This is a genomic window from Streptomyces sp. NBC_00986 (assembly GCF_045162565.1).
Taxonomy (GTDB): domain Bacteria; phylum Actinomycetota; class Actinomycetes; order Streptomycetales; family Streptomycetaceae; genus Streptomyces.
The window spans coordinates 8,208,647-8,228,167 of record NZ_CP108733.1 but is presented as its reverse complement, the minus strand read 5'-3'; the positions used below and the strand labels follow the sequence as shown (position 1 = coordinate 8,228,167).

Here is a 19,521-nt window from a genome sequence, read left to right as displayed (position 1 = left end):
GAAGAGTTTTTGACAACCGTCCCGGGTCTCCCTGGGCCTTACGCTTGCCCCGTGGATGAGATGCCCCGGGACCACCGGCCCGCCAAGTCCGTCAGAGTGCTGCTCGCCGAGGACCAGGGCATGATGCGCGGCGCCCTCGCCCTGCTGCTCGGCATGGAGGCGGACCTGGAGGTCGTCGCCCAGGTCGGGACCGGTGACACGATCGTGGACGCCGCCCTGACCCACCGCCCCGACGTCGCCCTTCTCGACATCGAACTCCCCGGCATGAGCGGCCTGGACGCTGCCGCCGAACTCCGCGAACAGGCCCCGGACTGCCGGGTGTTGATCCTCACGACCTTCGGCCGCCCCGGTTATCTGCGCCGGGCGATGGAGGCGGGCGCGGCGGGCTTCCTGGTGAAGGACGGCCCGGTGGAGGACCTCGCCGCAGCGATCCGCCGCGTCCTGACCGGCGAGACGGTCATCGACCCGGCGCTGGCCGCCGCCGCGTTGAGCGCGGGCCCCAATCCGCTCACCGCCCGCGAGTGCGACGTCCTCAAGGCCTCGGTGGACGGCGCGACGGTCTCCGACATCGCCACGAAGCTCCACCTCTCCGAGTCCACCGTCCGCAACTACCTCTCGTCGGCAATCGGCAAAACAGGAACCCGCAACCGCATGGAGGCCATGCGAGAGGCCCGGCAGCAGGGGTGGTTGTAGGCCCCGCCCTACGTGCTCGTAAAGGGATCTCGTCGAGGTCTGCCGGCGGGACGTTGGTACTCTCCGCATCTACGGCAAGGCGGGGGGGATGACCGTGGGAACAGAGCCGTCGAGTCCTCCGAGCGGCTGGTTCAGAGGTACCGGCTTCGGGGTCCTCTTCGGTGGGCTGACCGCAGTGGTGTGCACTGCTGCCATCGGGAGGGCATGGGCTGCTTGCGACGTCGGCATCAACGCAGCAGCCAACAGCATGAGTTTGCTGTTTCTTGCGCCTCTCATATGGCTCGCCGCTGCGATTCCATGGGTGATCCTGCACGGCACCCTCGGAAGACGTCATCGCGGGACAGCCCTTACTGCAGGGCTCATCTTCACCCTGTGGTTCGCCTGGTTCCTGGTCACATGGCTCGGCATGCCGGACTCCTACCCGGCCCCGTTGTGCCCGGGCAACGTCCCACCCTGGTGGCCGAGCTTCATCCCGGCGTGACTCGGCGGCGGAACAACGCCGTCCAGAGGAACTCCTCCCCGAAGCACGGCGAGGCGTCCGCTTCGTCGCGCATCCGACGCAGCTCGACCACCTCCAACTCCCCGAATATCCAGCGCAGTTCATCGGACGTGTAGGCCAACCCGCCCTGAAGCCCGGAGCCGCGGTAGAACTCGGCATCGGGCAGCTCGGAGCCCATGCCTCCGGCGGCGAAGCACGTGAGCGCGAAGTACCCACCGGGGGCGAGGACTTGGTCCAGCAGAGCGAGGTAGCTGACGCGCCGGTGCGGGGGCAGGTGGTGGAAACAGCCGGAGTCGTAGACGAGGTCGTAGGGGCCGGGGAGTCGGGTACCGGCGAGGGCGAAGGCGTCCCCGCAGTGGAAGTGCACCTGGGGGCCCTCCCCCTCCCCTCCCCCCGCCTCCCTCCCCCGCTCCAGGTCGCACGCCCACTCCCGCGCCCGCTCCTCCGCCCACGCGACAGCCGTCGGCGACAGGTCCACGCCGTCCACCTCGAAGCCCCGCGCGGCCAGTTGAAGGGCGTTGCGCCCAGGACCACACCCCAGGTCCAGAGCACGGCCACCCCCACCTATCAGCCCCCGATCGAAATACCCGACCAGGTTCTCGTCCGGCTTCGCCACAAAGAACGGCACCGGCTTGTCCCGGTCGGCGTAGAACCCGTCCCACCAGGAGGCGCCCCGTGAACTCCAACGGTCGGCCTCCGGCGCGAACAGCCCGTCCAGGAGCCGGAGTACGTCGTCGACCGTCCGAATGTCACGCCCACGCCGGTTCCGATCCGTCCGGTCCATCCGGACCCCCTCTCCGATGCGCCGATCGTAGAAGCGGACGGGTCCAAGGCCCAGGTCAGCGCGGATCCGGGACGCTCGCACGAATGCCGCCAACACCCTTGTACGAGGCGGGAGTCGACCCCGGAGGGCCACCATTCCGGGGACAGGCCGAAACGCCGTCGACACCCCACCCGAAGGCCACCAGGACCCCGGTCCCGGCCACCCCCGGCCCTACTTTTCAAGCATCGGATCCGGGGGCCACCGGGCCGGAACGGCACCCTCTACCGGTCCCGGCCGGCCGCCGCCGTCAGCTGAGCGGTGGGGCCGCCAACAGCACCACGCGGTCGATCACTGGGTCGAACCCGAGTACCGGATTCCCGTAATCGCCTTCGGCGGTCATGCCCACCGGCTTGCCCAGTCGGCGGCCGATCGTGCACAGGAAGTCGCACAGAACGTCCACTCCCGCCTGGCCCTGCAGTTCGTGAAGGTCGACGTCGAAGTCGATCTCGTCACCGGACATCGGACGGAAGATCACCAGCACATCCGGGACCGGCCAGACCCGCAGATCGACCGTCTCCGCGTCAGCGGGACGCGACAGCACCTCCGCCGCCGACGGCAGTGGCCCGGCGACTCCGCCCACCGAGTACTCCCACGTCCATCCGTTCGACCGAACCAGGTCGAACACGACCTGCCAGTCCTCGACCGAGGCACCTGCCACGCACACGTCCGGCAGGGCACCCATCAGTTCAGGGTCGAAGAAGTCCCTGACGTCGTCCCACAGCAGATCCGGCATCCCGCCATGCTGCCCACCAGGCCGCCCTGGCGCAGCCCGATTTCCTTGACGAACCCCATGGAGGCACCTCCCGACCCACCCCGGACACCCCCCTCAGTCCACAACCCCGGCCTTCACGAGCGGTGCGTCCCGCGACAACTCCCGGAACCCGAGGCCGAAGTACAGCCCGCGTGCCCGGGGATGCCCCGGCGCGCCCAGACACGCGACCGTCGCGTGCGTGGCCCCGGCGGCCCGCGCCCGATGCATCCCGTGCAGGAGCATCGCCCTCGCCAACCCCAGGCGCCGGTACTCCGGATGCGTTCCGACCGGCTCGAACTCCGCCGTCCTGTTCGCCTCGTCGAGCCACATGATCGTCGAGGAGGCCATCGTCCCGTCCGGTGCCTCCACCAGGATGTGCAGGTCGCCGCGGTAGCCCGGTGTCCGCCGGACGCTCTCGTAGCTCTCGGCCGTGTATGCCGAGGGAGACCAGGCGTCGAGGTGGGCCTGGACCGCGGCCCCGGGGCCGGCCTCGTCGGCGGTGCGGAAGCTGAACCCCTGTGGAAGTACCGGCTGTTCCAGGTCCGTCAGGTCCCGCTCGTTGAGCTGGGTCCAGGAACCCGTGTCGCCGAGCGCGGCCGAGTCGGTCTCGTAGCCGTGCGCCGCCCATCGCTCCAGGGCGAACCCGTCCGCGGCGCTGGGCATCACCGTCCGCTCGATGCCCGCCGCCGTACCGTCGTACCAGTCGATCACCTCGTCGATCAGTCCGGCGTGGTCGGGGTGGACCTGGTAGGTGAGGCAGGCCTCGGTGATGTCCTTCACCGAACCGTCGTTCCGCCGTATCCGGTGCGGAAGACGGGCCCAGCCCCAGGCCACCAGCTCCCCGTCGGAGAGCCACAGCCGACGTGGCCGGCCCCTGTCCTCGTCTGCGTGCCCCTTGCCCCAGTTCCAGGCCAGCTCGCCGAACATCGCTTCGGCGTTCACCAGCTCCGGGCGGACGGCGGTGACACGCTGCGCCAGCCCCTGCATGAGCCGCAGGTCCGCGGCGGTGACAAGCTCGACGTTCGTCATGGTGGGTCACTGTGTCAGGGCCCCGCGAAGTCGGCGAACCGTTTTCCGGGGCGCCGACATCCACCGCCGCGCGTCACAACATCCTCAGCGCCAACACGCCCTGCTTCAGAGCCAGTTCACCTGCGCCGGCGCTACTTCGTCACCTTCACCGAGTCGAACGTCGTCCCCTCCGGCCCGACGCACACGAACCAGTCGGCCGCCGAACCGGCCACCGGTCGGATCGCCGATTCGTCGCTGTTGACGTCGGCGCCCTCCGCGACCCTGCGGGCGACGGTCGAGCTGCCGTCCTTCCAACTGCACGTGACCTCCTGGGCGGTCTTGGCGACCTGGCCGATCACCAGGCGCTGCGGGGTGGTGCGCTTCGGGTCCAGGGAGAGCGCGGCCGAATCGAGGTCGGTGCCCGCCATCCTGTCCTTCGTGTCGACCGAGTTCTCCGTGAGGATGGCCTCCTTCCCGTCCCCGATGGTCCGGCTCGCGAAGAACGAGTACTTGCCGACCAGTTGGGACGTCTTGCCCGCAGTCACGCCTACCGGCACCTCGCCGAACGCCTTCATGCGCTGGAACTGGGCCCAGGCCTCCCCCTCCGTGCGCGGGGCGCCCCACACGTCGACGGTGACCTGCCACTCCTTGCCGCCGACATCGCCGATGCCGATCACGGTCCCCTGCGGCTCGTACACATTCCGCTCCTCGGGAGTCAACGGCTCGGTCGACTCCTGCTTCACCGCCGGTGACACCTCGACGCCGCTCCCATCACGCAGCCCGGCCAGGGCCAGCGTGCCCGACCCGCCGACGATCACCAGTGCGGCGGCCGTGGCGAGTGCCCAGCGGCGGGCCCGGCGTCGGCGGCCGCCGCGGATCACCGCCTGGTAGGGGGCTATACCGATCTCGACCTCGTCCGCGGCGTCGGCCAGCAGGAGGGCGATGTCTCTGTCCGTCATGGTCTGGTTCGTCTCCCGGTCCGCGCTCATCACTGCCGCCCTCCCTGCGTCACCATCTCGGCGAGTCCCGGTATGGCGCGGAGTTTCGCGATCCCCTTGGCCGCGTTGCTCTTCACCGCGCCGACCGAGCAGCCCATCGCCTGGGCCGTCTGTGTCTCGGTCAGGTCCTCCCAGTACCGCAGCACCACCGCTTCCCGCTGCCTGGGCGGCAGTTGGGCCAGTGCCTGCAACAGGGCGCTGCGGTCCTCGGCCTGGGCGATGCGGTCACCGGTGTCGGCGATCTCGCGCACCAGGCCCGAGTCGTCCTTGGGCGCCAGGAACTCCTTGAGTCGTCTGCGGTGTTTGCGTGCGTGCGCGTTGATCATCACGCGCCGTACGTACGCCTCCGGATCGTCGGCCGAGCCGACCTTGCGCCAGGCCACAAAGGTCTGTTCGAGCGTCGACTGGACCAGATCCTCCGCGGCGTGCTGCTCCCCCGTCAGAAGAAATGCCGTCCGCATCAGCCGCGGCCAGCGGCCGATGACAAAGCTCTGGAACCCGTCATCCCGAGCCTCCCGAGCCTGCTTGCGATCCCCCATGGGCACCTCCTAGATATCTAAAGGAGTCCATGAGCCGCCCGGACCGTTGCCTCACTTCTCGAAAACCGTCGCCTCACTTCTCGAGACTCGTGGAAGCCGCGCCGTCCGAGGCCACCGCCGGGCCCGCACTCTCCACGCCCTCCGCGCCCTCCGCGCCCTCCGCGTCCACCACGACCTCCCCGTCCGCGCTCGTGCTCACCCGGGCCACGGCAGGCCCCGCCCCCTTCCCCCACGGCAGCCACACCACCATCAGCACCACCCCGCCGAGCAGCACCCCCGCCCCCGTACGGAACGCCAGCGCATACCCCTCCGTCAGCGCCCCCGGCGTAACCGCACCGCCGCCCGACACCCGCGCCGTACGCGCCGCGGCGATCGTCGACATCACGGCGAGCCCCAGCGAACCTCCCATCGTGCGCGAGGTGTTGATCAGCCCGGAGACCAGACCGGCCTCCCCCGGCGCGGCCCTGGACGTGGCGAGAGCGGCGAGCGGGGTGGCCGTCAGGCCGGCGCCGAGCATCATCAGGATTCCGGGGAACATGATCTCGGTGAGGTAGTCGCCCCGTGCGGTCATCAGGGACTGCCAGCCGAAGCCCACCGCCGCGAGCAGCGTCCCGAGGACGGCCACGTTGCGCGCGCCGAGCACCGGCATGAAGCGGGGTGCCGACTTGGAGCCGAGGAGGACCGCCAGCGAACTCGGCACCAGCGCGAGCCCCGCCTCCAGCGGGGTGTACCCGAGCACGTTCTGTGCGTACAGGGTCATGAAGAACCACATGCAGAACATCGCGGAGCCGGACAGGAACATCGCCGCGTTCGCCGACGACACCGCGCGTGCCCGGAACAGTCCGAGCGGCATCAGCGGAGCCGCCGTACGCGCTTCGACGACGAGGAAGAGCGCGATCAGCGCGAGTCCGGCGGCCAGCGGCACCAGGGTGGCCGCGGCCGTCCAGCCCTCGGCCTCGGTCTGCGAGATGCCGTAGGCCAGCACGCCGAGCCCCGCCGTGACCAGGACGGCGCCGGGCAGGTCGAGCCGTCGCCGGTCTCCGGCGCGGCTCTCCGGGAGCCGGCGCAGTGAGCTGAGCAGCACCACCGCACCGACGGGCACGTTGATGAGGAGCACCCACCGCCAGGACAGGGTGTCCACGAGGACCCCGCCGACGAGTCCGCCCGCGGCCCCGCCACCGGCGCCGACGGCCGTCCAGGTGGCGATGGCCCGTGCACGGGCGGCGCCCTCCGCGACCGCCGAGGTGACGATGGTCAGGGTCGAGGGTGCCAGCACCGCGGCCCCCAGTCCCTGGACGGCCCGGGCGAGCAGCAGCTGCCAGCCGTCCTGGGCCAGTCCGCCGCACAGCGAGGCCAGGGTGAACAGCGCGAGCCCGACCAGGAACATCCGCTTGCGGCCGTAGAGGTCACCGGCCCGGCCGCCGAGGAGCATGAACCCGGCGAAGGCGATGGCGTACGCGTTGACCACCCACTGCAGCCCGGACGCGCTCATCCCCAGGTCGGACCGCATCGACGGCAGCGCCACGTTGACGACGGACACGTCGAGCACGACGAGGAACTGCCCGGCGCACGCGAGCGCCACGACCAGCCAGGTGGGCGGCGCCGCGCCGCGGGGGAACAGGCGGGATATTCGGGAGACGTCAGCGGCTCGGGGCATGGTGGTCATACTCTCAACCGGCCTGTGCCCCTTGCATCGGCATTTCGCCCGGGTCGTGGGACGGCCGTAGGTCCTAGACCACAGGACCCCGTAGGACCTACACCACAGGACCTACGTCGCCCGCAGCAAGGTGACCACGGCCGCCCCGCCCAGCCCGATGTTGTGCGCGAGCCCCACCTCGGCCCCCGGCACCTGCCGCTCCCCCGCCGTCCCCCTCAACTGCCATACCAGCTCGGCGACTTGGGCGATCCCGGTGGCCCCCAGCGGATGCCCCTTGGAGATCAGCCCGCCGGACGGGTTCACGACCCACCGCCCGCCGTACGTCGTCCCCCCGGACTCGACGAGCTTCCCGGACTCCCCGGGCTCGCACATGCCGAGCGCCTCGTACGTCAGCAGTTCGTTGATCGAGAAGCAGTCGTGGAGTTCTACGACGTCCACGTCGTCGATGCCGAGTCCGGACCGTTCGTAGACCTGGCGGGCGGCGGCCCGGGACATCGGTTGGCCGACGACGTCGATGCACGAGCCGGAGGCGAAGGAGTCCTCGGTGTCGGTGGTCATCGCCTGGGCGACGATCTCGACCGGCGAGCCCGCATCCGCCCCCGCACCCAACTCCCGCTGCTCCGCGAAGCGTTCGGAGACCACGACCGCCGCCGCGGCGCCGTCCGAGGTCGGTGAGCACTGGAGTTTCGTGAGTGGGTGGTGGACGACCCGGGCCGCGAGGATGTCGTCGACGTCGTACACGTCCTGGAACTGGGCGTACGGGTTGTGCGCGGAGTGCCGGTGGTTCTTGGCGGCGACGGCCGCGAGCTGTGCCTCGGTGGTGCCGTACTTCTCCATGTGTTCGCGGGCCGCGTCGCCGAAGATCTGGGCGGTGGGCGGGGTCATCTCGAAGCCGTGGCGGGCGGCCATGATGCCGTAGTGCCGGGCGACGGGGGACGTGGAGAAGTCCCCGCTGTCCGCTCCCCCGCCCAGCGCGCCCCGCTTCATCTTCTCGAAGCCCAGCGCCAGCACGCAGTCCGCCGCCCCGCCCTCCACCAGCTGCCGGGCGAGCATCAGGGCGGTCGAGCCGGTGGCGCAGTTGTTGTTGACGTTGTAGACGGGGATGCCGGTGAGACCTAGCTCATAGGCGGCGCGCTGGCCGGCGGTCGAGGGCTGGAAGCAGTAGCCGACGGGAACCTGTTCTACGTCGGCGTAGGAGATCCCGGCGTCCGCGAGGGCGGCGTTCCCCGCCTCGCGCACCATGTCCCAGTACTGCCACTCCCGGGTCTCGGGCTTCTCGAACCTCGTCATCCCGACGCCTGCGACATAGGCCTTCATGGCGGGCGAGATTAGAACACGTTTCAGTGAATGACCAGACCTGACGATGGGTCAGATATTCATGGGCCGGTCAAGGATTCGTTAGTACGCCGAAGCATCGGAATAGTTGCCCGTGCATACGAGGTTTACCGTGCACTTATCTCGCACGGATCGACCGGCTCCACCCACGTTCCACCCCACTCCCCAGGCCTGGAGGCCTCACTTCATGACGCACACGTCGACCGACCAGCCCGCACGGAGGCCGTCCGGCGCCGTCGTGCCGGTGCTCGCCTTCGCGGGCATCGTTGTCGCGGTGATGCAGACCCTGCTCGTCCCGGTCATCAAGGACCTGCCGCAGCTGCTGAGCACCGAGCCCAGCAACGCCACCTGGGTCCTGACCTCGACCCTCCTCTCCGGAGCCGTCGCCACGCCGATCATGGGCCGCCTCGGCGACCTCTACGGCAAGCGTCGGATGCTGATCCTCAGCCTGGCCATCATGGTCGTAGGAGCGCTGGTCAGCGCCCTCACCAGCGACCTGCTCACGATGATCGCGGGCCGCGCGCTCCAGGGCTTCGCCATGGGCGCGATCCCCCTGGGCATCGGCCTGATGCGCGACATGCTGCCCCGCGAGAAGCTCGGCTCGGCGATGGCCCTGATGAGTTCCTCGATCGGCGTCGGCGGCGGCCTCGCGCTGCCGGCCGCGGCGCTCGTCGCCCAGCACGCCGACTGGCACGCCCTCTTCTACGGCGCCGCCGGCCTCGGTGTCCTCGCGATCGGCCTCACCCTCCTCGTCGTACCGGAGTCCCCGATGCGCGCGGAGGGCACCTTCGACGTGCTCGGCGCGATCGGTCTCTCAGCGGGCCTTGTCCTCTTCCTCCTGCCCATCACCAAGGGCAGCGACTGGGGCTGGACCTCCGGCACCACGCTCGGCCTGTTCGCCGCGGCGGCCGTCGTCCTGCTCCTGTGGGGCGTGATGGAGCTGCGTCTGAAGGCCCCGCTGGTCGACCTGCGCACCACGGCCCGTCCGGCGGTCCTCTTCACCAACCTCGCCTCGATCATGGTCGGCGTCTCCTTCTACGTCGTCTCCCTCGTCCTGCCCCAGCTCCTCCAGCTGCCGAAGTCCACGGGCTACGGTCTCGGGCAGTCGATGGTCACCGCCGGTCTGCTGGTGGCTCCGCTCGGCCTGACGATGATGTTCACGGCGCCCGTCTACGCCCGTCTCTCGGCGAAGTACGGGCCCAAGGTCACCCTGATCCTCGGCATGCTGATCATCGGCATCGGCTACGGCGCGGGGCTGGGCCTCATGAGTGCGGCCTGGCAGTCCCTTGTCATCGCCGTGGTTCTCGGTGCGGGCATCGGGCTCGCTTACTCGTCGTTGCCCGCGTTGATCGTGGGGGCAGTGCCTGCCTCAGAGACCGGTGCGGCGAACGGGCTCAACACCCTTATGCGGTCCATCGGTACGTCCGTGTCCAGTGCGGTGATCGGGATGGTGCTGGCGAACACCGCGAACCATGTGGGCGGGGTCGCGATCCCGACCATGCACGGGTTCCATGTGTCGTTCCTGATCGCTACGGGTGCGGTTGCTGTCGGCCTGTTGATGGCGCTGTTCCTTCCCAAGCCGAATCGGGCGCCGCAGTTGAACTTCAGCAGCGAGGAGGAGGCGAACCTTGAGCGGGCCGAGGAGGTTCTGCGGGGGTTCCGGGGGCGGGTGTTGAGCGCGGACGGGGTTCCTGTTGCCCGGGCCAAGGTCACGCTGATCGACCGTCGTGGGCGGCAGGCCGGGGCGACGCTCTCCGAGGAGGACGGGAGTTACGTGCTCGCTGTGCCGTCTCAGGGGGCGTATGTGTTGGCGGCGCGGGCTTCAGGGCACGGTCCGTTGGCCTCGTCTGCGACGCATGCGGGGGACTCCGTCGCGGTTGACCTGGATCTGTCGTTGCCCGGCGAGACCGTCAGCGCGTAGTCGGGTTCGTCGTTTTCCGCGGGTGCGTGGGGGCTGGTCGCGCAGTTCCCCGCGCCCCTGAAAGCACACGGCACCCCCTGTCGAATTGCTCGGCAGGGGGTGCGGCAGCATATGCGTACGACCCGCCGAAAGGACCCCTGTGCCCTCGACACCCAAGCCCGAGATCCTTGCCGCGTTCGAGGCCGCCAAGGGGTTCATGCCGGTCGGTGAAGGGCTCGCCCTGTACGCCGCCGCCGTGGAAGCCGGAGGCCTCGGCCTCCCCCTTCTCGAAGTCGGGACGTACTGCGGGCGTTCGACGATCCTTCTTGCCGATGCTGCCCGTGAGGCCGGTGTCACCGCGCTCACCCTGGACCATCACCGGGGTAGTGAGGAGCAGCAGCCGGGGTGGGACTTTCACGACCCGGAGACCGTCGACCCGGAGATCGGGCTGATGGATACGCTGCCGACCTTCCGCAGGACCCTGCACCGGTCCGGGCTGGAGGAGCACGTGGTTGCCCTCGTCGGGCGGTCGCCGCAGGTCTCGCGGATCTGGGGCACCCCCCTCGGCCTCGTCTTCATCGACGGTGGGCACACCGACGAGCATGCGAACGGGGACTACGAGGGGTGGGCGCCCCATGTCGCCGAGGGCGGGCTGCTCGTGATCCATGACGTGTTTCCGGAGCCGGAGGACGAGTTCACCGGGCAGGCCCCGTACCGGGTGTATCTCCGGGCGCTGGAGTCCGGCGCGTTCACGGAGGTGTCGGCGACGGACTCGCTGCGTGTCCTACGGCGCACCGGTACCGGTGTCTGAGGTCAACTCGGCAGCCCGGCCAGCCAGTTGAGCAGGTGCTGGTTGACCTCTGCCGGGCGCTCCTGCTGGATCCAGTGGCCGCAGCCCTCCAGGACATGCGAGCCGCGCAGGCCGGGCAGGGTCACCGGGTACGCGGCGATCGCGTCGGACAGCCAGGTGGTGGACGCGTCCAGGGAACCGCCCAGGAACAGGGACGGCTGGGGGATCGGGGCGCCGTCGTAGGCCGCCAGGTCCTCCCAGTCCTGGTCCATGTTGCGGTAGCGGTTCAGGGCGGTGGTCAAGCCCGTTCGCTCGAACTCTCCCGCGTAGACGTCCAGTTCGGCCTCGCCCAGCCAAGTGGGCCGCTCCGTCGGGAAGCGGTCGCGCAGGGTGCCGCCGGCCCGGCTGACGAAGTGCGGGTCGGGGGCGCCGGGTCGGGGCATCGTGTCGGCGGAGAACGCGGCGTAGAAACCTGCCAGCCAGCCGCGTACGTCCGGTTCGGTCTCCGCCTCCGCCCGGCCCGGCTGCTGGAAGTAGGAGACGTAGAACTCCTCGTCCCCGCCCATCCCCGCGAAGATCTCGCTGGGGCGCGGGCCGCCGCGGGGCGCGTAGGGGACGCTCAGCAGTCCCACGGCTCGGAAGACGTCCGGCCTGAGGAGGGCGGAGTTCGCCGCGATGCCCGCGCCCCAGTCGTGGCCGACGATCACCGCCGACCGCTCGCCGAGCGCGTGCACGACCGCCACGGCGTCCTCGACCAGGTCGGGCATCCGGTACGCCGACACGTCCCCGGGGCGCGAGGAGCGGCCGTAGCCGCGTACGTCGACGGCGACCGCGCGGTAGCCCGCCGCGGCCAGTGCCGGGAGCTGGTGGCGCCACGAGTACCAGGACTCCGGGAAGCCGTGCACCAGGAGGACCAGGGGGCCGGTGCCCTGTTCCACGAGGTGGACGCGGCCCGCGGGGGCGGGGACGAGTCGGTGTGTGACGTCCTTGACCATGGTCATGAGTCCTCCGGGACGGGGGCTGGTCCATCGATCCTCCGCCGGGGCCGGGAAGGCGCGCGACTCCTGTTGCCGCTTCAGCAAACCCACCCTGTGAGGCGGCTAGGGTGGCTCCCGTGTCGTACGTAGGTCCGGACTTCGATCCTCCACAGCCCCGCCGTCCCCGTCGTGGGCCCCTGACCGTGGCGCTGGCCGCGCTGGTCCCGGGGGCGCTGATCGGGTGGTTCGTGTACGAGGCCGTGGGCGGCCCGGGCGACAGCTCGGGCAACGCGTCCTCCGCCTCCGCCGCCTCGTCCAGCGCGCCCGTGTCCCCCACGGGCACCGCGTCCAACGACGACAAGCCGCCGGGGCCGAGTCCCCTCAAGGGCAAGGTCGTTGTCATCGACCCGGGGCACAACGTCACCAACTTCCAGCACAGCGCCGAGATCAACCGCAAGGTGGACATCGGCACGAACTGGAAGGAGTGCGACACGACCGGGACGTCGACCAACGCGGGTTACGCGGAAGCCCGGTTCACGATGGACGTGTCCCACCGGCTGAAGGCGATCCTCGAAAAGCAGGGCGTCACGGTGAAGTTGACGCACGACGGTGACTCGCCGTCCTGGGGGCCGTGCGTGGACCAGCGGGCCAGGATCGGCAACGACGCGCACGCGGACGCCGCGATCTCCATCCACGCCGACGGCGCACCGGTCGGCGACCGGGGTTTCCATGTGATCCTGCCGGCCTCCGTGCACGCGGGCGGCGCCGACACCCGCGCCATCGTCGGACCCTCCGCCGTCCTCGGCAAGGGCATCGCGGGCGATTACCGTCGCGCGACGGGCGAACAGTTCTCGAATTACATCGGCGAAGGCACCGGTCTCGTCACGCGTAAGGACCTGGGCGGTCTCAATCTGTCAACGGTTCCCAAGGTGTTCATCGAGTGCGGCAACATGCGCGATAGCAATGATGCTGCACTACTGACGAACGGCGCCTGGCGACAGAAGGCGGCGCAGGGAATCTCTGAGGGAATCGTGAGTTTCCTGCGCGGGTAGCGATCAGTGGGCTGATCCGGGCGGACACCCCGACAGGGTGGACGATAGGGTCAACCGACGACGAGACGACCTACGAAGGACCTGAAGTGAATATCCGCTCCCTCACACGAGGCGACGGCGTGGTGATCGGAGCAGCGGTATTGCTCTTCATCGCGTCGTTTCTCAGCTTCTACACGGCCGCCGGTTACAGCGACGCTCCGACCGCCTGGGACTATCTCGGCGACGCCCTGGGCCTCTACATCGGTGGGGTCATCGGCGCTGCCCTGATCGTCGTCAATCGCGCCCTGCCGCAGCCGCGCAAGATCGCGGGAATCGAACTGGGCCAGGCAGGCGTCGCGTTCTCGGTCCTGGTGGTCTGGTCCCTGTTCTGGACCCTCGTGGATGTCCCGGACGGCGCCAGCGCCGGTGCCGGTCTCATCCTCGGTTTCATCGCGTCCCTCGTCCTGGCCGGCGGCGCCATCGCCACCCCCCTGCTCCCGCCCCTCCAGGCCGCCCTCGTCCCGGCCCCCAAGCCGGCCGCCCCGCAGCCCTACGGCGCCCAGCCGCCCGGTGGTTACGGCTACCCGGGCGCCGGCCCCGGCGCACCGCAGCAGCCCTCGTACGGCACTCCGCCCCAACAGGCGCAGGCCGCGCAGCCGTTCGGGCAGCCCGCGCCGGCTCCGGCCGGGGACTTCTCGCCGTTCTGGTTCGCGGTGCCGGTGGCCCGGCCGCTGTTCGCGGAGGACGGTTCGCCGTCACCGATCGCCGAACTGGCGCCGGGTACCTGGTACTTGGCCGTGGAGCAGCGTGGTCCGGCGCTCGTCGCGCAGACCCAGGACGGCCGTCGTGGTGTCCTGCAGGACACGTCGGGGATCCAGCGCGGCTGAGCCTCCCTCCCAGTTTCGACCGCGGCCCCTCGCCCTTCCGGGTGGGGGGCCGTTGTCGTACAGTCGCAGCCGTCGATCGATTGACTGACACACCGTCAGATCGGTGTCTCTGGAGGCGATATGCGGCTCGGTCTCGCACTCGGGTACTGGGGGCGCGGGCCCTCCGCCGACCATGTACCGCTGGCCCAGGAGGCCGAGCGGCTCGGATACGACTCCGTGTGGACGGCCGAGTCGTGGGGCTCCGACGCCTTCACTCCCCTCACCTGGATCGCGGCGCAGACCTCAACGATCAAGCTGGGTACGGCCGTTGCACAGATGGCGGCCCGCTCGCCGACCACCACCGCGATGCACGCGCTCACCCTCGACCATCTCTCCGGCGGCCGCGTGCTGCTCGGGCTCGGGCTGTCGGGGCCGCAGGTGGTCGAGGGGTGGTACGGGCGGCCGTTCCCCAAGTCACCGCTGACCGCGACCCGGGAGTACGTCGAGGTCGTACGGCAGGTGCTGCGGCGGGAGGCGCCGGTCGAGGTGGACGGACGGTTCCACGCGCATCCGTACCGGGGCGCGGACGGTACGGGGCTCGGCAAGCCGCTCAAGTCCATTACCCACCCGCTCCGTTCGGACCTGCCCGTGCTGCTCGGCGCGGAGGGCCCGAAGAACGTGGCACAGACCGCCCAAATCGCGGACGGGTGGCTGCCGTTGTACTGGTCGCCGAGCCGCCCCGAGGTCTACGGGACCACCACGTTCCGCGACGGCTTCCTCGTCGCGCCCATGGCACAGGCGAAGGTCTGCGACGACATCGCCGAAGGCCTCCTCCCCGTGAAGATGATGCTCGGCTTCTACATCGGCGGGATGGGGCACGCGGCCCGGAACTTCCACGCCGACCTGATGGCGCGCATGGGGTACGAGGAAGAGGCCCGGCGGATACAGGAGTTGTTCCTCGCGGGCCGCCGGGAGGAGGCCGTGCTCGCCGTGCCGGACGCGTTCGCCGACGAGATCTCGCTCGTCGGGCCGCGTGAACGGATAGCGGAGCGGCTGGAGTTGTGGCGCAAGGGCCCGGTGACGGACCTGCTGGCCCTTGCGCCCGACCCGCACACGCTGCGGGTGCTGGCGGAGCTGAACTCCTAGGAGCCGCTCAACTCATCGTCAGCCGCCCGCCAGTTGGCCTGCCGACGGCACCTTGTCGGTCACCTCGGCGCCGGCGCTCTTCCCGGCGTCCTTGACCTTGTTGATGATGTCGTCGAAGGAACCCGCCGTGGCGTCGGTCGAGTCGCCCTTGCGGAGCTTGGACGGCAGGTCCTTGAGGGAGTCGATGCCGGCGCTGAGCGGCGCGACCGCCTTGGCGAGCGTGGGGTCGCCCTTGGCGTTCTTGGTGGCCGCCTTGAGCCGGTTGTACGCGAACGCGCCCGCGAGACCCGCCTTGATGAGCGCGAACCTGCGTCCGCTCGCGCCCTTCTTGAACTTGCCCGCCTTCCAGGGCTTCACGATCCACTGGTAGGTGGCACCGGCGGCGAGGCCCGCGTTCGCGACGAAGCGGGTCTTGGCGAACTTCTGCCGTTCGGCGGAGGTACTGGGGCTCGGGGTCGCCGCGGCGGCCGCGGCCACGACGGCCGCGGTGTCCTGCGTGGCGTCATCGGTGGCGCTGCCGCAGGCCGTGGCTCCGGCGAGCAGGGCGCAGCACAGAGTGAGCGCCACGAAGAGGCGCCGTATCGGTACGGGCACGAGGTCCTCCGGGGTGTTCTCCCCGAGTGGGTGTCCTTACCCCGGCAGCCTCACCCGGCGCGGGCGCTCGCGCCACCCGGGCGGGACCGTTCGGGTTTCATCCGGCCGGAAGCGGCAATCCGCTTGGCATGTCCCCCTACTACCGACGCGGTTCGAATTCAGTCGGCAACGTCATAGTGATCATCGCCGACATCATGGCCCTCATCCTGGCCCTCTGGATTCTGATGTACCTGTTGGACGCCAACCGCGCGAACGACCTCGTGCAGTTCGTCCACCGCTCGGCCAACTGGCTCGCCGGCTGGTCCCGCGACCTGTTCACCTTCGACGAGGCGTGGGCGCGAGTGATTTGCGGCTACGGCTTGGCAGCGGTGGTGTACCTGTTCATCGGCCACGCGATCGCCAACAAGGTCCACCGTTAAGCACCGGCCGGTGGGGGGCTGGTCGCGCAGTTCCCCGCGCCCCTAAAAGATGGCCCGTTTAGGCCGACCTGCTTTTAAGGGGCGCGGGGAACTGCGCGACCAGCCCCCCACCGGGCCCGCACTCAACAACAATCCGGATCCAGCCCCAACGGCAAATGCTCGGCTCCGAACACCGCACACGTCGCGTCATGGCCCCCCAACGCAGCCACCGCAAGCAACAACGACCCCGCAGTCCACGTAGTCAGCTCACGAGGCCACACCGCGTCGTCATCGAAGACGTACCCGGTCCAGTACAGCCCGGTCTCCGCATCCCGCAGATGCTGAATGGACTGGAGAATCTCCAACGCCCGATCCGACTCCCCCAACACCCAGAGCGCCAGGGCGAGTTCAGCCGACTCCCCACCGGTCACCCACGGGTTGGGAACGACACACCGCACCCCAAGACCCGGCACGACGAACCGGCTCCACCCCTCCTCCACCCGGGACTTGGCCTCCGCACCGGTCAACGCACCACCCAGCACCGGGTAGTACCAGTCCATCGAGTAACGGCCCTTGTCCAGGAACCGTTCAGGATGCCGCCGGATGGCATGCCGCAGCGCCCCGACCGCCAACTCCCAGTCGGGCTGCGGCTCTTCACGCTGTTCGGCGATGGCGAGGGCGCAACGCAACGCCTGATGGATCGACGAGGAACCCGTCAACAGCGCGTCCGCCGTGTCCGTACCGTCGTCCTCCCGCTTCCACCCGATCTGCCCACCCGGCTGCTGAAGCCGCAGCACGAACTCGACCGCCGCGAACACCGTGGGCCACAACCGGTCCAGAAACGTGTCGTCACCAGTCGAGAGGTAGTGGTGCCAGACACCCACGGCGATGTAGGCGACGAAGTTGGTCTCGCGCCCCCGGTCGGTCACATCGCCCGCGTCGCCGTCCGCGTAGGCCGCGAACCAGGACCCGTCCTCGTTCTGGTGCCGGGCAAGCCAGGTGTACGCCCGCTCCGCCGCCTCGTGTTCACCCGCCGCGTCCAGCGCCATCGCGGCCTCGGTGTGGTCCCACGGGTCGAGGTGATGGCCCCGGAACCACGGGATCGCCCCGTCCTCCCGCTGCACGGCGAGGATGCCGGCGACGGTCGCGGCGGCCTGCTCCGCGGTGAGGACCCCGGGCAGGACGAGGTGTTCTGTCCGGGGAGTGGTCACTTGGCTTCCGCCAGGGGAAGGTGCGGCTTGGTCGCGTAGGCGACGAAGCTCTTGCCGATCAGCGGGTTCAGCGCCTGTTCGGCGACCCGGGTGGCGAGGGGTTTCTTCATGATGTCCCAGACCAGGAGCTTGTGGTACGCCTGCACCGGCAGCGCCTTGTCGTTGTCCACGCCGAACGCGCACTTCAGCCACCAGTACGGCGAGTGCAGCCCGTGCGCGTGGTGCGTGCCGTACGGCTTGAGGCCCGCCTCGCGGATCTTGGCGAGGAGTTCGTCCGCCTTGTAGATGCGGATGTGACCGCCCTCGACCTCGTGGTAGGCGTCGGACAGGGCCCAGCAGACCTTCTCGGGGCCGTAGCGCGGGACGGTGATCGCGATACGGCCGCCGGGCTTCAGCACCCGGACCATCTCGGCGAGCACTCCCTTGTCGTCCGGGATGTGCTCCATGACCTCGGAGATGATCACGACGTCGAACGACTCGTCCGGGAAGGGGAGTTGGAGCGCGTCGCCCTCCATCGCGGTCGCCGTGGCTCCGGCGGGGGCCTCACCGGCCTCCTTCATCGCCGCGAACCACTTGGCGACCTCGCGGATCTCCTCGGCGTTCTGGTCGAGGGCGACGACCTGTGCCCCTCGCCGATAACACTCGAACGCGTGCCGCCCGGCACCGCACCCGAGGTCCAGGACACGGTCGCCAGGGGCGAGCGGGAACCGGGAGAAGTCGACGGTCAGCACGTGGCCCTGCTTTCGGGATAGACACCGGTGTCACTTGTCGGGGTCGGGGGGTCGACCTCCTGAGGGGCCGCGGAGCGGCCGGGAAGCTTGGCGGCGGAGCCGCGCATGGCCTCGCGGTAGCGCAGGACCGTGCCCTCTGCGGCTCGCGACCAGGTGAACCGGGCCAGTACCCGCTCACGCCCGGCTCGGCCGAGTCGCCCTCTCAGCTCCGGGTCGGCCAGGAGTCGGCTCAGCGCGGTCGCCAGCGCCCCGGGGTCCCCCGGCGGTACCGTCAGGCAGGTCTCGCCGTCGCGTCCGGCGACCTCCGGGATCGCCCCGCCCGTCGTGGCGACGAGGGGCGTACCCGTGGCCATCGCCTCCGCCGCCGGGAGGGAGAAGCCCTCGTACAGCGACGGCACGCACGCGACCTCCGCCGAGCGGACCAGGTCGACGAGTTCGGCGTCCGAGATGCCCTTCACGAAGTCGACGGCGCCTTCGAGGCCGTAGCGCTCGACGGCTTGGGCGACCGGGCCCTCGGTGGGGCGTTTGCCCACGACGATCAGGTGGGCGTCGGGGTGTTCGGTGCGGACCTTCGCGAGGGCCTCGACGAGGAAGACGAGGCCCTTGAGGGGGACGTCCGCGCTGGACGTCGTCACGATCCGGCCCGGCACCTGCGGGACCGCCGGGTTCGGGGAGAACAGGTCGGTGTCGGCCCCGATGTGGACGACGTGGATGCGGTCGTCGCGGACGCCGAGGTGGTCGATGATCTCCTGGCGCGAGGTGCCGGAGACGGTGAGCACGGAGGGCAGGCGGCGGGCGACCCGCTTCTGCATCTGCGTGAAGGAGTACCAGCGGCGCTTGGACATGCGCTGGCGCCAGTTCTCCGCCGCGTCCAGCTCCAACTGCCGGTCCACGGTGATGGGGTGGTGGATCGTCGTCACCAGCGGGGCGCCGACATCCCCCAACAACCCATAACCCAGCGTCTGGTTGTCGTGCACGATGTCGAACTCGCCCTGCCTGGCGCGGAGATGACGGCGGGCGCGGAGCGAGAACGTGAGGGGCTCGGGGAAGCCGCCGGTCCACATCGTGGCGACTTCGAGGGCGTCGATCCAGTCCCGGTACTCGTCGCGCTTCGGGGTGCGGAAGGGGTCCGGTGAGCGGTACAGGTCGAGCGAGGGCAGCTCGGTCAGGGAGATGCCGTCGTAGCCCTCGTCGAGGACGGGGTAGGGCTGCGAGCCGATGACCTCGACGCGGTGCCCGAGGCGGGCCAACTCGCGGGAGAGGTGTCGGACGTAGACGCCCTGGCCCCCGCAGAACGGGTTCCCCTTATAGGTGAGGAGTGCGATACGGAGCGGTCGCTCGCCGTCGGCTGCCGAGTCCTCCTGGGGACCCGCCTGACTGGCCTCAGCGGTCACTCTGAGCCCCCTTCTCCCTGCACTGTCCCGCGAGATTACGCCGGGACGCTAATCTAGAACAAGTTTCAGACTTGATCGTCCAGGAGGTTCTGAATCTACCGGCCGGTACAGGCGCTGTGAGAAGTGGATCAGGTGATTCACACCACGGCCGAGGCCCTGCCATGATCGGTGCGATCACTC

At 69.9% G+C, this 19,521-nt stretch carries 19 protein-coding genes; 7 read left to right on the top strand and 12 right to left on the bottom strand.

What is annotated here, in order from left to right:
* Positions 1–60: 60 nt before the first annotated feature.
* Positions 61–693, top strand: a complete 633-nt coding sequence (locus OG504_RS36850) for a response regulator (RefSeq protein ID WP_405996537.1) — start codon at positions 61–63, stop codon at positions 691–693.
* Positions 694–1,160: 467 nt separating this feature from the next.
* On the opposite strand, the gene OG504_RS36845 is transcribed toward OG504_RS36850, so the two are convergent.
* The 7 genes from OG504_RS36845 to OG504_RS36815 form a co-directional block, all read right to left on the bottom strand.
* A complete protein-coding gene (locus OG504_RS36845) occupies positions 1,161–1,976 on the bottom strand; it encodes a class I SAM-dependent methyltransferase (RefSeq protein ID WP_405993664.1) in 816 nt (271 codons plus the stop codon).
* 286 nt (positions 1,977–2,262) lie between these two features.
* Complete coding sequence (locus OG504_RS36840) at positions 2,263–2,748, bottom strand: hypothetical protein (protein ID WP_405993663.1); 486 nt, start codon at positions 2,746–2,748, stop codon at positions 2,263–2,265.
* Positions 2,749–2,841: 93 nt separating this feature from the next.
* A complete protein-coding gene (locus tag OG504_RS36835) occupies positions 2,842–3,795 on the bottom strand; it encodes a GNAT family N-acetyltransferase (protein ID WP_405993662.1) in 954 nt (317 codons plus the stop codon).
* A gap of 131 nt (positions 3,796–3,926) precedes the next feature.
* Positions 3,927–4,733 carry a hypothetical protein gene (locus tag OG504_RS36830; protein WP_405993661.1) on the bottom strand — a complete coding sequence of 269 codons (807 nt, stop codon included), beginning with the start codon at positions 4,731–4,733 and terminating at the stop codon, positions 3,927–3,929.
* 29 nt (positions 4,734–4,762) lie between these two features.
* The gene (locus tag OG504_RS36825) at positions 4,763–5,311 is read right to left on the bottom strand and encodes a SigE family RNA polymerase sigma factor (RefSeq protein ID WP_405993660.1); all 549 of its coding nucleotides are present in this window, start codon (positions 5,309–5,311) and stop codon (positions 4,763–4,765) included.
* A 73-nt stretch (positions 5,312–5,384) separates the two neighbouring features.
* A complete protein-coding gene (locus tag OG504_RS36820) occupies positions 5,385–6,977 on the bottom strand; it encodes an MFS transporter (RefSeq protein WP_405993659.1) in 1,593 nt (530 codons plus the stop codon).
* 102 nt (positions 6,978–7,079) lie between these two features.
* A complete protein-coding gene (locus tag OG504_RS36815) occupies positions 7,080–8,285 on the bottom strand; it encodes a lipid-transfer protein (protein ID WP_405993658.1) in 1,206 nt (401 codons plus the stop codon).
* Between the two features lie 205 nt (positions 8,286–8,490).
* Between OG504_RS36815 and OG504_RS36810 the strand changes: the two genes are divergently transcribed.
* Positions 8,491–10,224, top strand: coding sequence for an MFS transporter (locus OG504_RS36810; protein ID WP_405993657.1), 1,734 nt, complete (start codon positions 8,491–8,493; stop codon positions 10,222–10,224).
* Between the two features lie 139 nt (positions 10,225–10,363).
* Positions 10,364–11,014, top strand: a complete 651-nt coding sequence (locus OG504_RS36805; RefSeq protein WP_405993656.1) for a class I SAM-dependent methyltransferase — start codon at positions 10,364–10,366, stop codon at positions 11,012–11,014.
* A gap of 2 nt (positions 11,015–11,016) precedes the next feature.
* Here OG504_RS36805 and OG504_RS36800 read toward each other — a convergent pair whose 3' ends face one another.
* Positions 11,017–11,994: an alpha/beta fold hydrolase gene (locus OG504_RS36800; protein WP_405993655.1), complete on the bottom strand. Its 978-nt coding sequence runs from the start codon at positions 11,992–11,994 to the stop codon at positions 11,017–11,019.
* 113 nt (positions 11,995–12,107) lie between these two features.
* Between OG504_RS36800 and OG504_RS36795 the strand changes: the two genes are divergently transcribed.
* The 3 genes from OG504_RS36795 to OG504_RS36785 all read left to right on the top strand — a co-directional run bounded on the left by OG504_RS36795 (position 12,108) and on the right by OG504_RS36785 (position 15,013).
* Positions 12,108–13,022 carry an N-acetylmuramoyl-L-alanine amidase gene (locus tag OG504_RS36795; RefSeq protein ID WP_405993654.1) on the top strand — a complete coding sequence of 305 codons (915 nt, stop codon included), beginning with the start codon at positions 12,108–12,110 and terminating at the stop codon, positions 13,020–13,022.
* A gap of 86 nt (positions 13,023–13,108) precedes the next feature.
* Positions 13,109–13,888 carry a hypothetical protein gene (locus OG504_RS36790; protein ID WP_405993653.1) on the top strand — a complete coding sequence of 260 codons (780 nt, stop codon included), beginning with the start codon at positions 13,109–13,111 and terminating at the stop codon, positions 13,886–13,888.
* A 120-nt stretch (positions 13,889–14,008) separates the two neighbouring features.
* Positions 14,009–15,013: an LLM class F420-dependent oxidoreductase gene (locus OG504_RS36785; protein ID WP_405993652.1), complete on the top strand. Its 1,005-nt coding sequence runs from the start codon at positions 14,009–14,011 to the stop codon at positions 15,011–15,013.
* A gap of 18 nt (positions 15,014–15,031) precedes the next feature.
* On the opposite strand, the gene OG504_RS36780 is transcribed toward OG504_RS36785, so the two are convergent.
* Positions 15,032–15,607 carry a hypothetical protein gene (locus OG504_RS36780; protein WP_393757011.1) on the bottom strand — a complete coding sequence of 192 codons (576 nt, stop codon included), beginning with the start codon at positions 15,605–15,607 and terminating at the stop codon, positions 15,032–15,034.
* 128 nt (positions 15,608–15,735) lie between these two features.
* Here OG504_RS36780 and OG504_RS36775 point away from each other — a divergent pair, with 128 nt between their 5' ends.
* A complete protein-coding gene (locus OG504_RS36775; RefSeq protein WP_033281865.1) occupies positions 15,736–16,026 on the top strand; it encodes a hypothetical protein in 291 nt (96 codons plus the stop codon).
* Between the two features lie 122 nt (positions 16,027–16,148).
* On the opposite strand, the gene OG504_RS36770 is transcribed toward OG504_RS36775, so the two are convergent.
* Genes OG504_RS36770 through OG504_RS36760 form a run of 3 tightly spaced genes read right to left on the bottom strand, consistent with a single transcriptional unit; the run spans position 16,149 to position 19,341 of the window.
* Positions 16,149–17,216, bottom strand: a complete 1,068-nt coding sequence (locus OG504_RS36770) for a prenyltransferase/squalene oxidase repeat-containing protein (RefSeq protein WP_405993651.1) — start codon at positions 17,214–17,216, stop codon at positions 16,149–16,151.
* On the bottom strand, positions 17,213–17,947 hold the full coding sequence (locus OG504_RS36765) for a class I SAM-dependent methyltransferase (protein WP_033281863.1): 735 nt from the start codon (positions 17,945–17,947) through the stop codon (positions 17,213–17,215). Before OG504_RS36765 ends, OG504_RS36770 begins: the two co-directional genes overlap by 4 nt.
* Positions 17,941–19,341: a glycosyltransferase family 4 protein gene (locus OG504_RS36760; protein ID WP_405993650.1), complete on the bottom strand. Its 1,401-nt coding sequence runs from the start codon at positions 19,339–19,341 to the stop codon at positions 17,941–17,943. Before OG504_RS36760 ends, OG504_RS36765 begins: the two co-directional genes overlap by 7 nt.
* Positions 19,342–19,521: the final 180 nt, after the last annotated feature.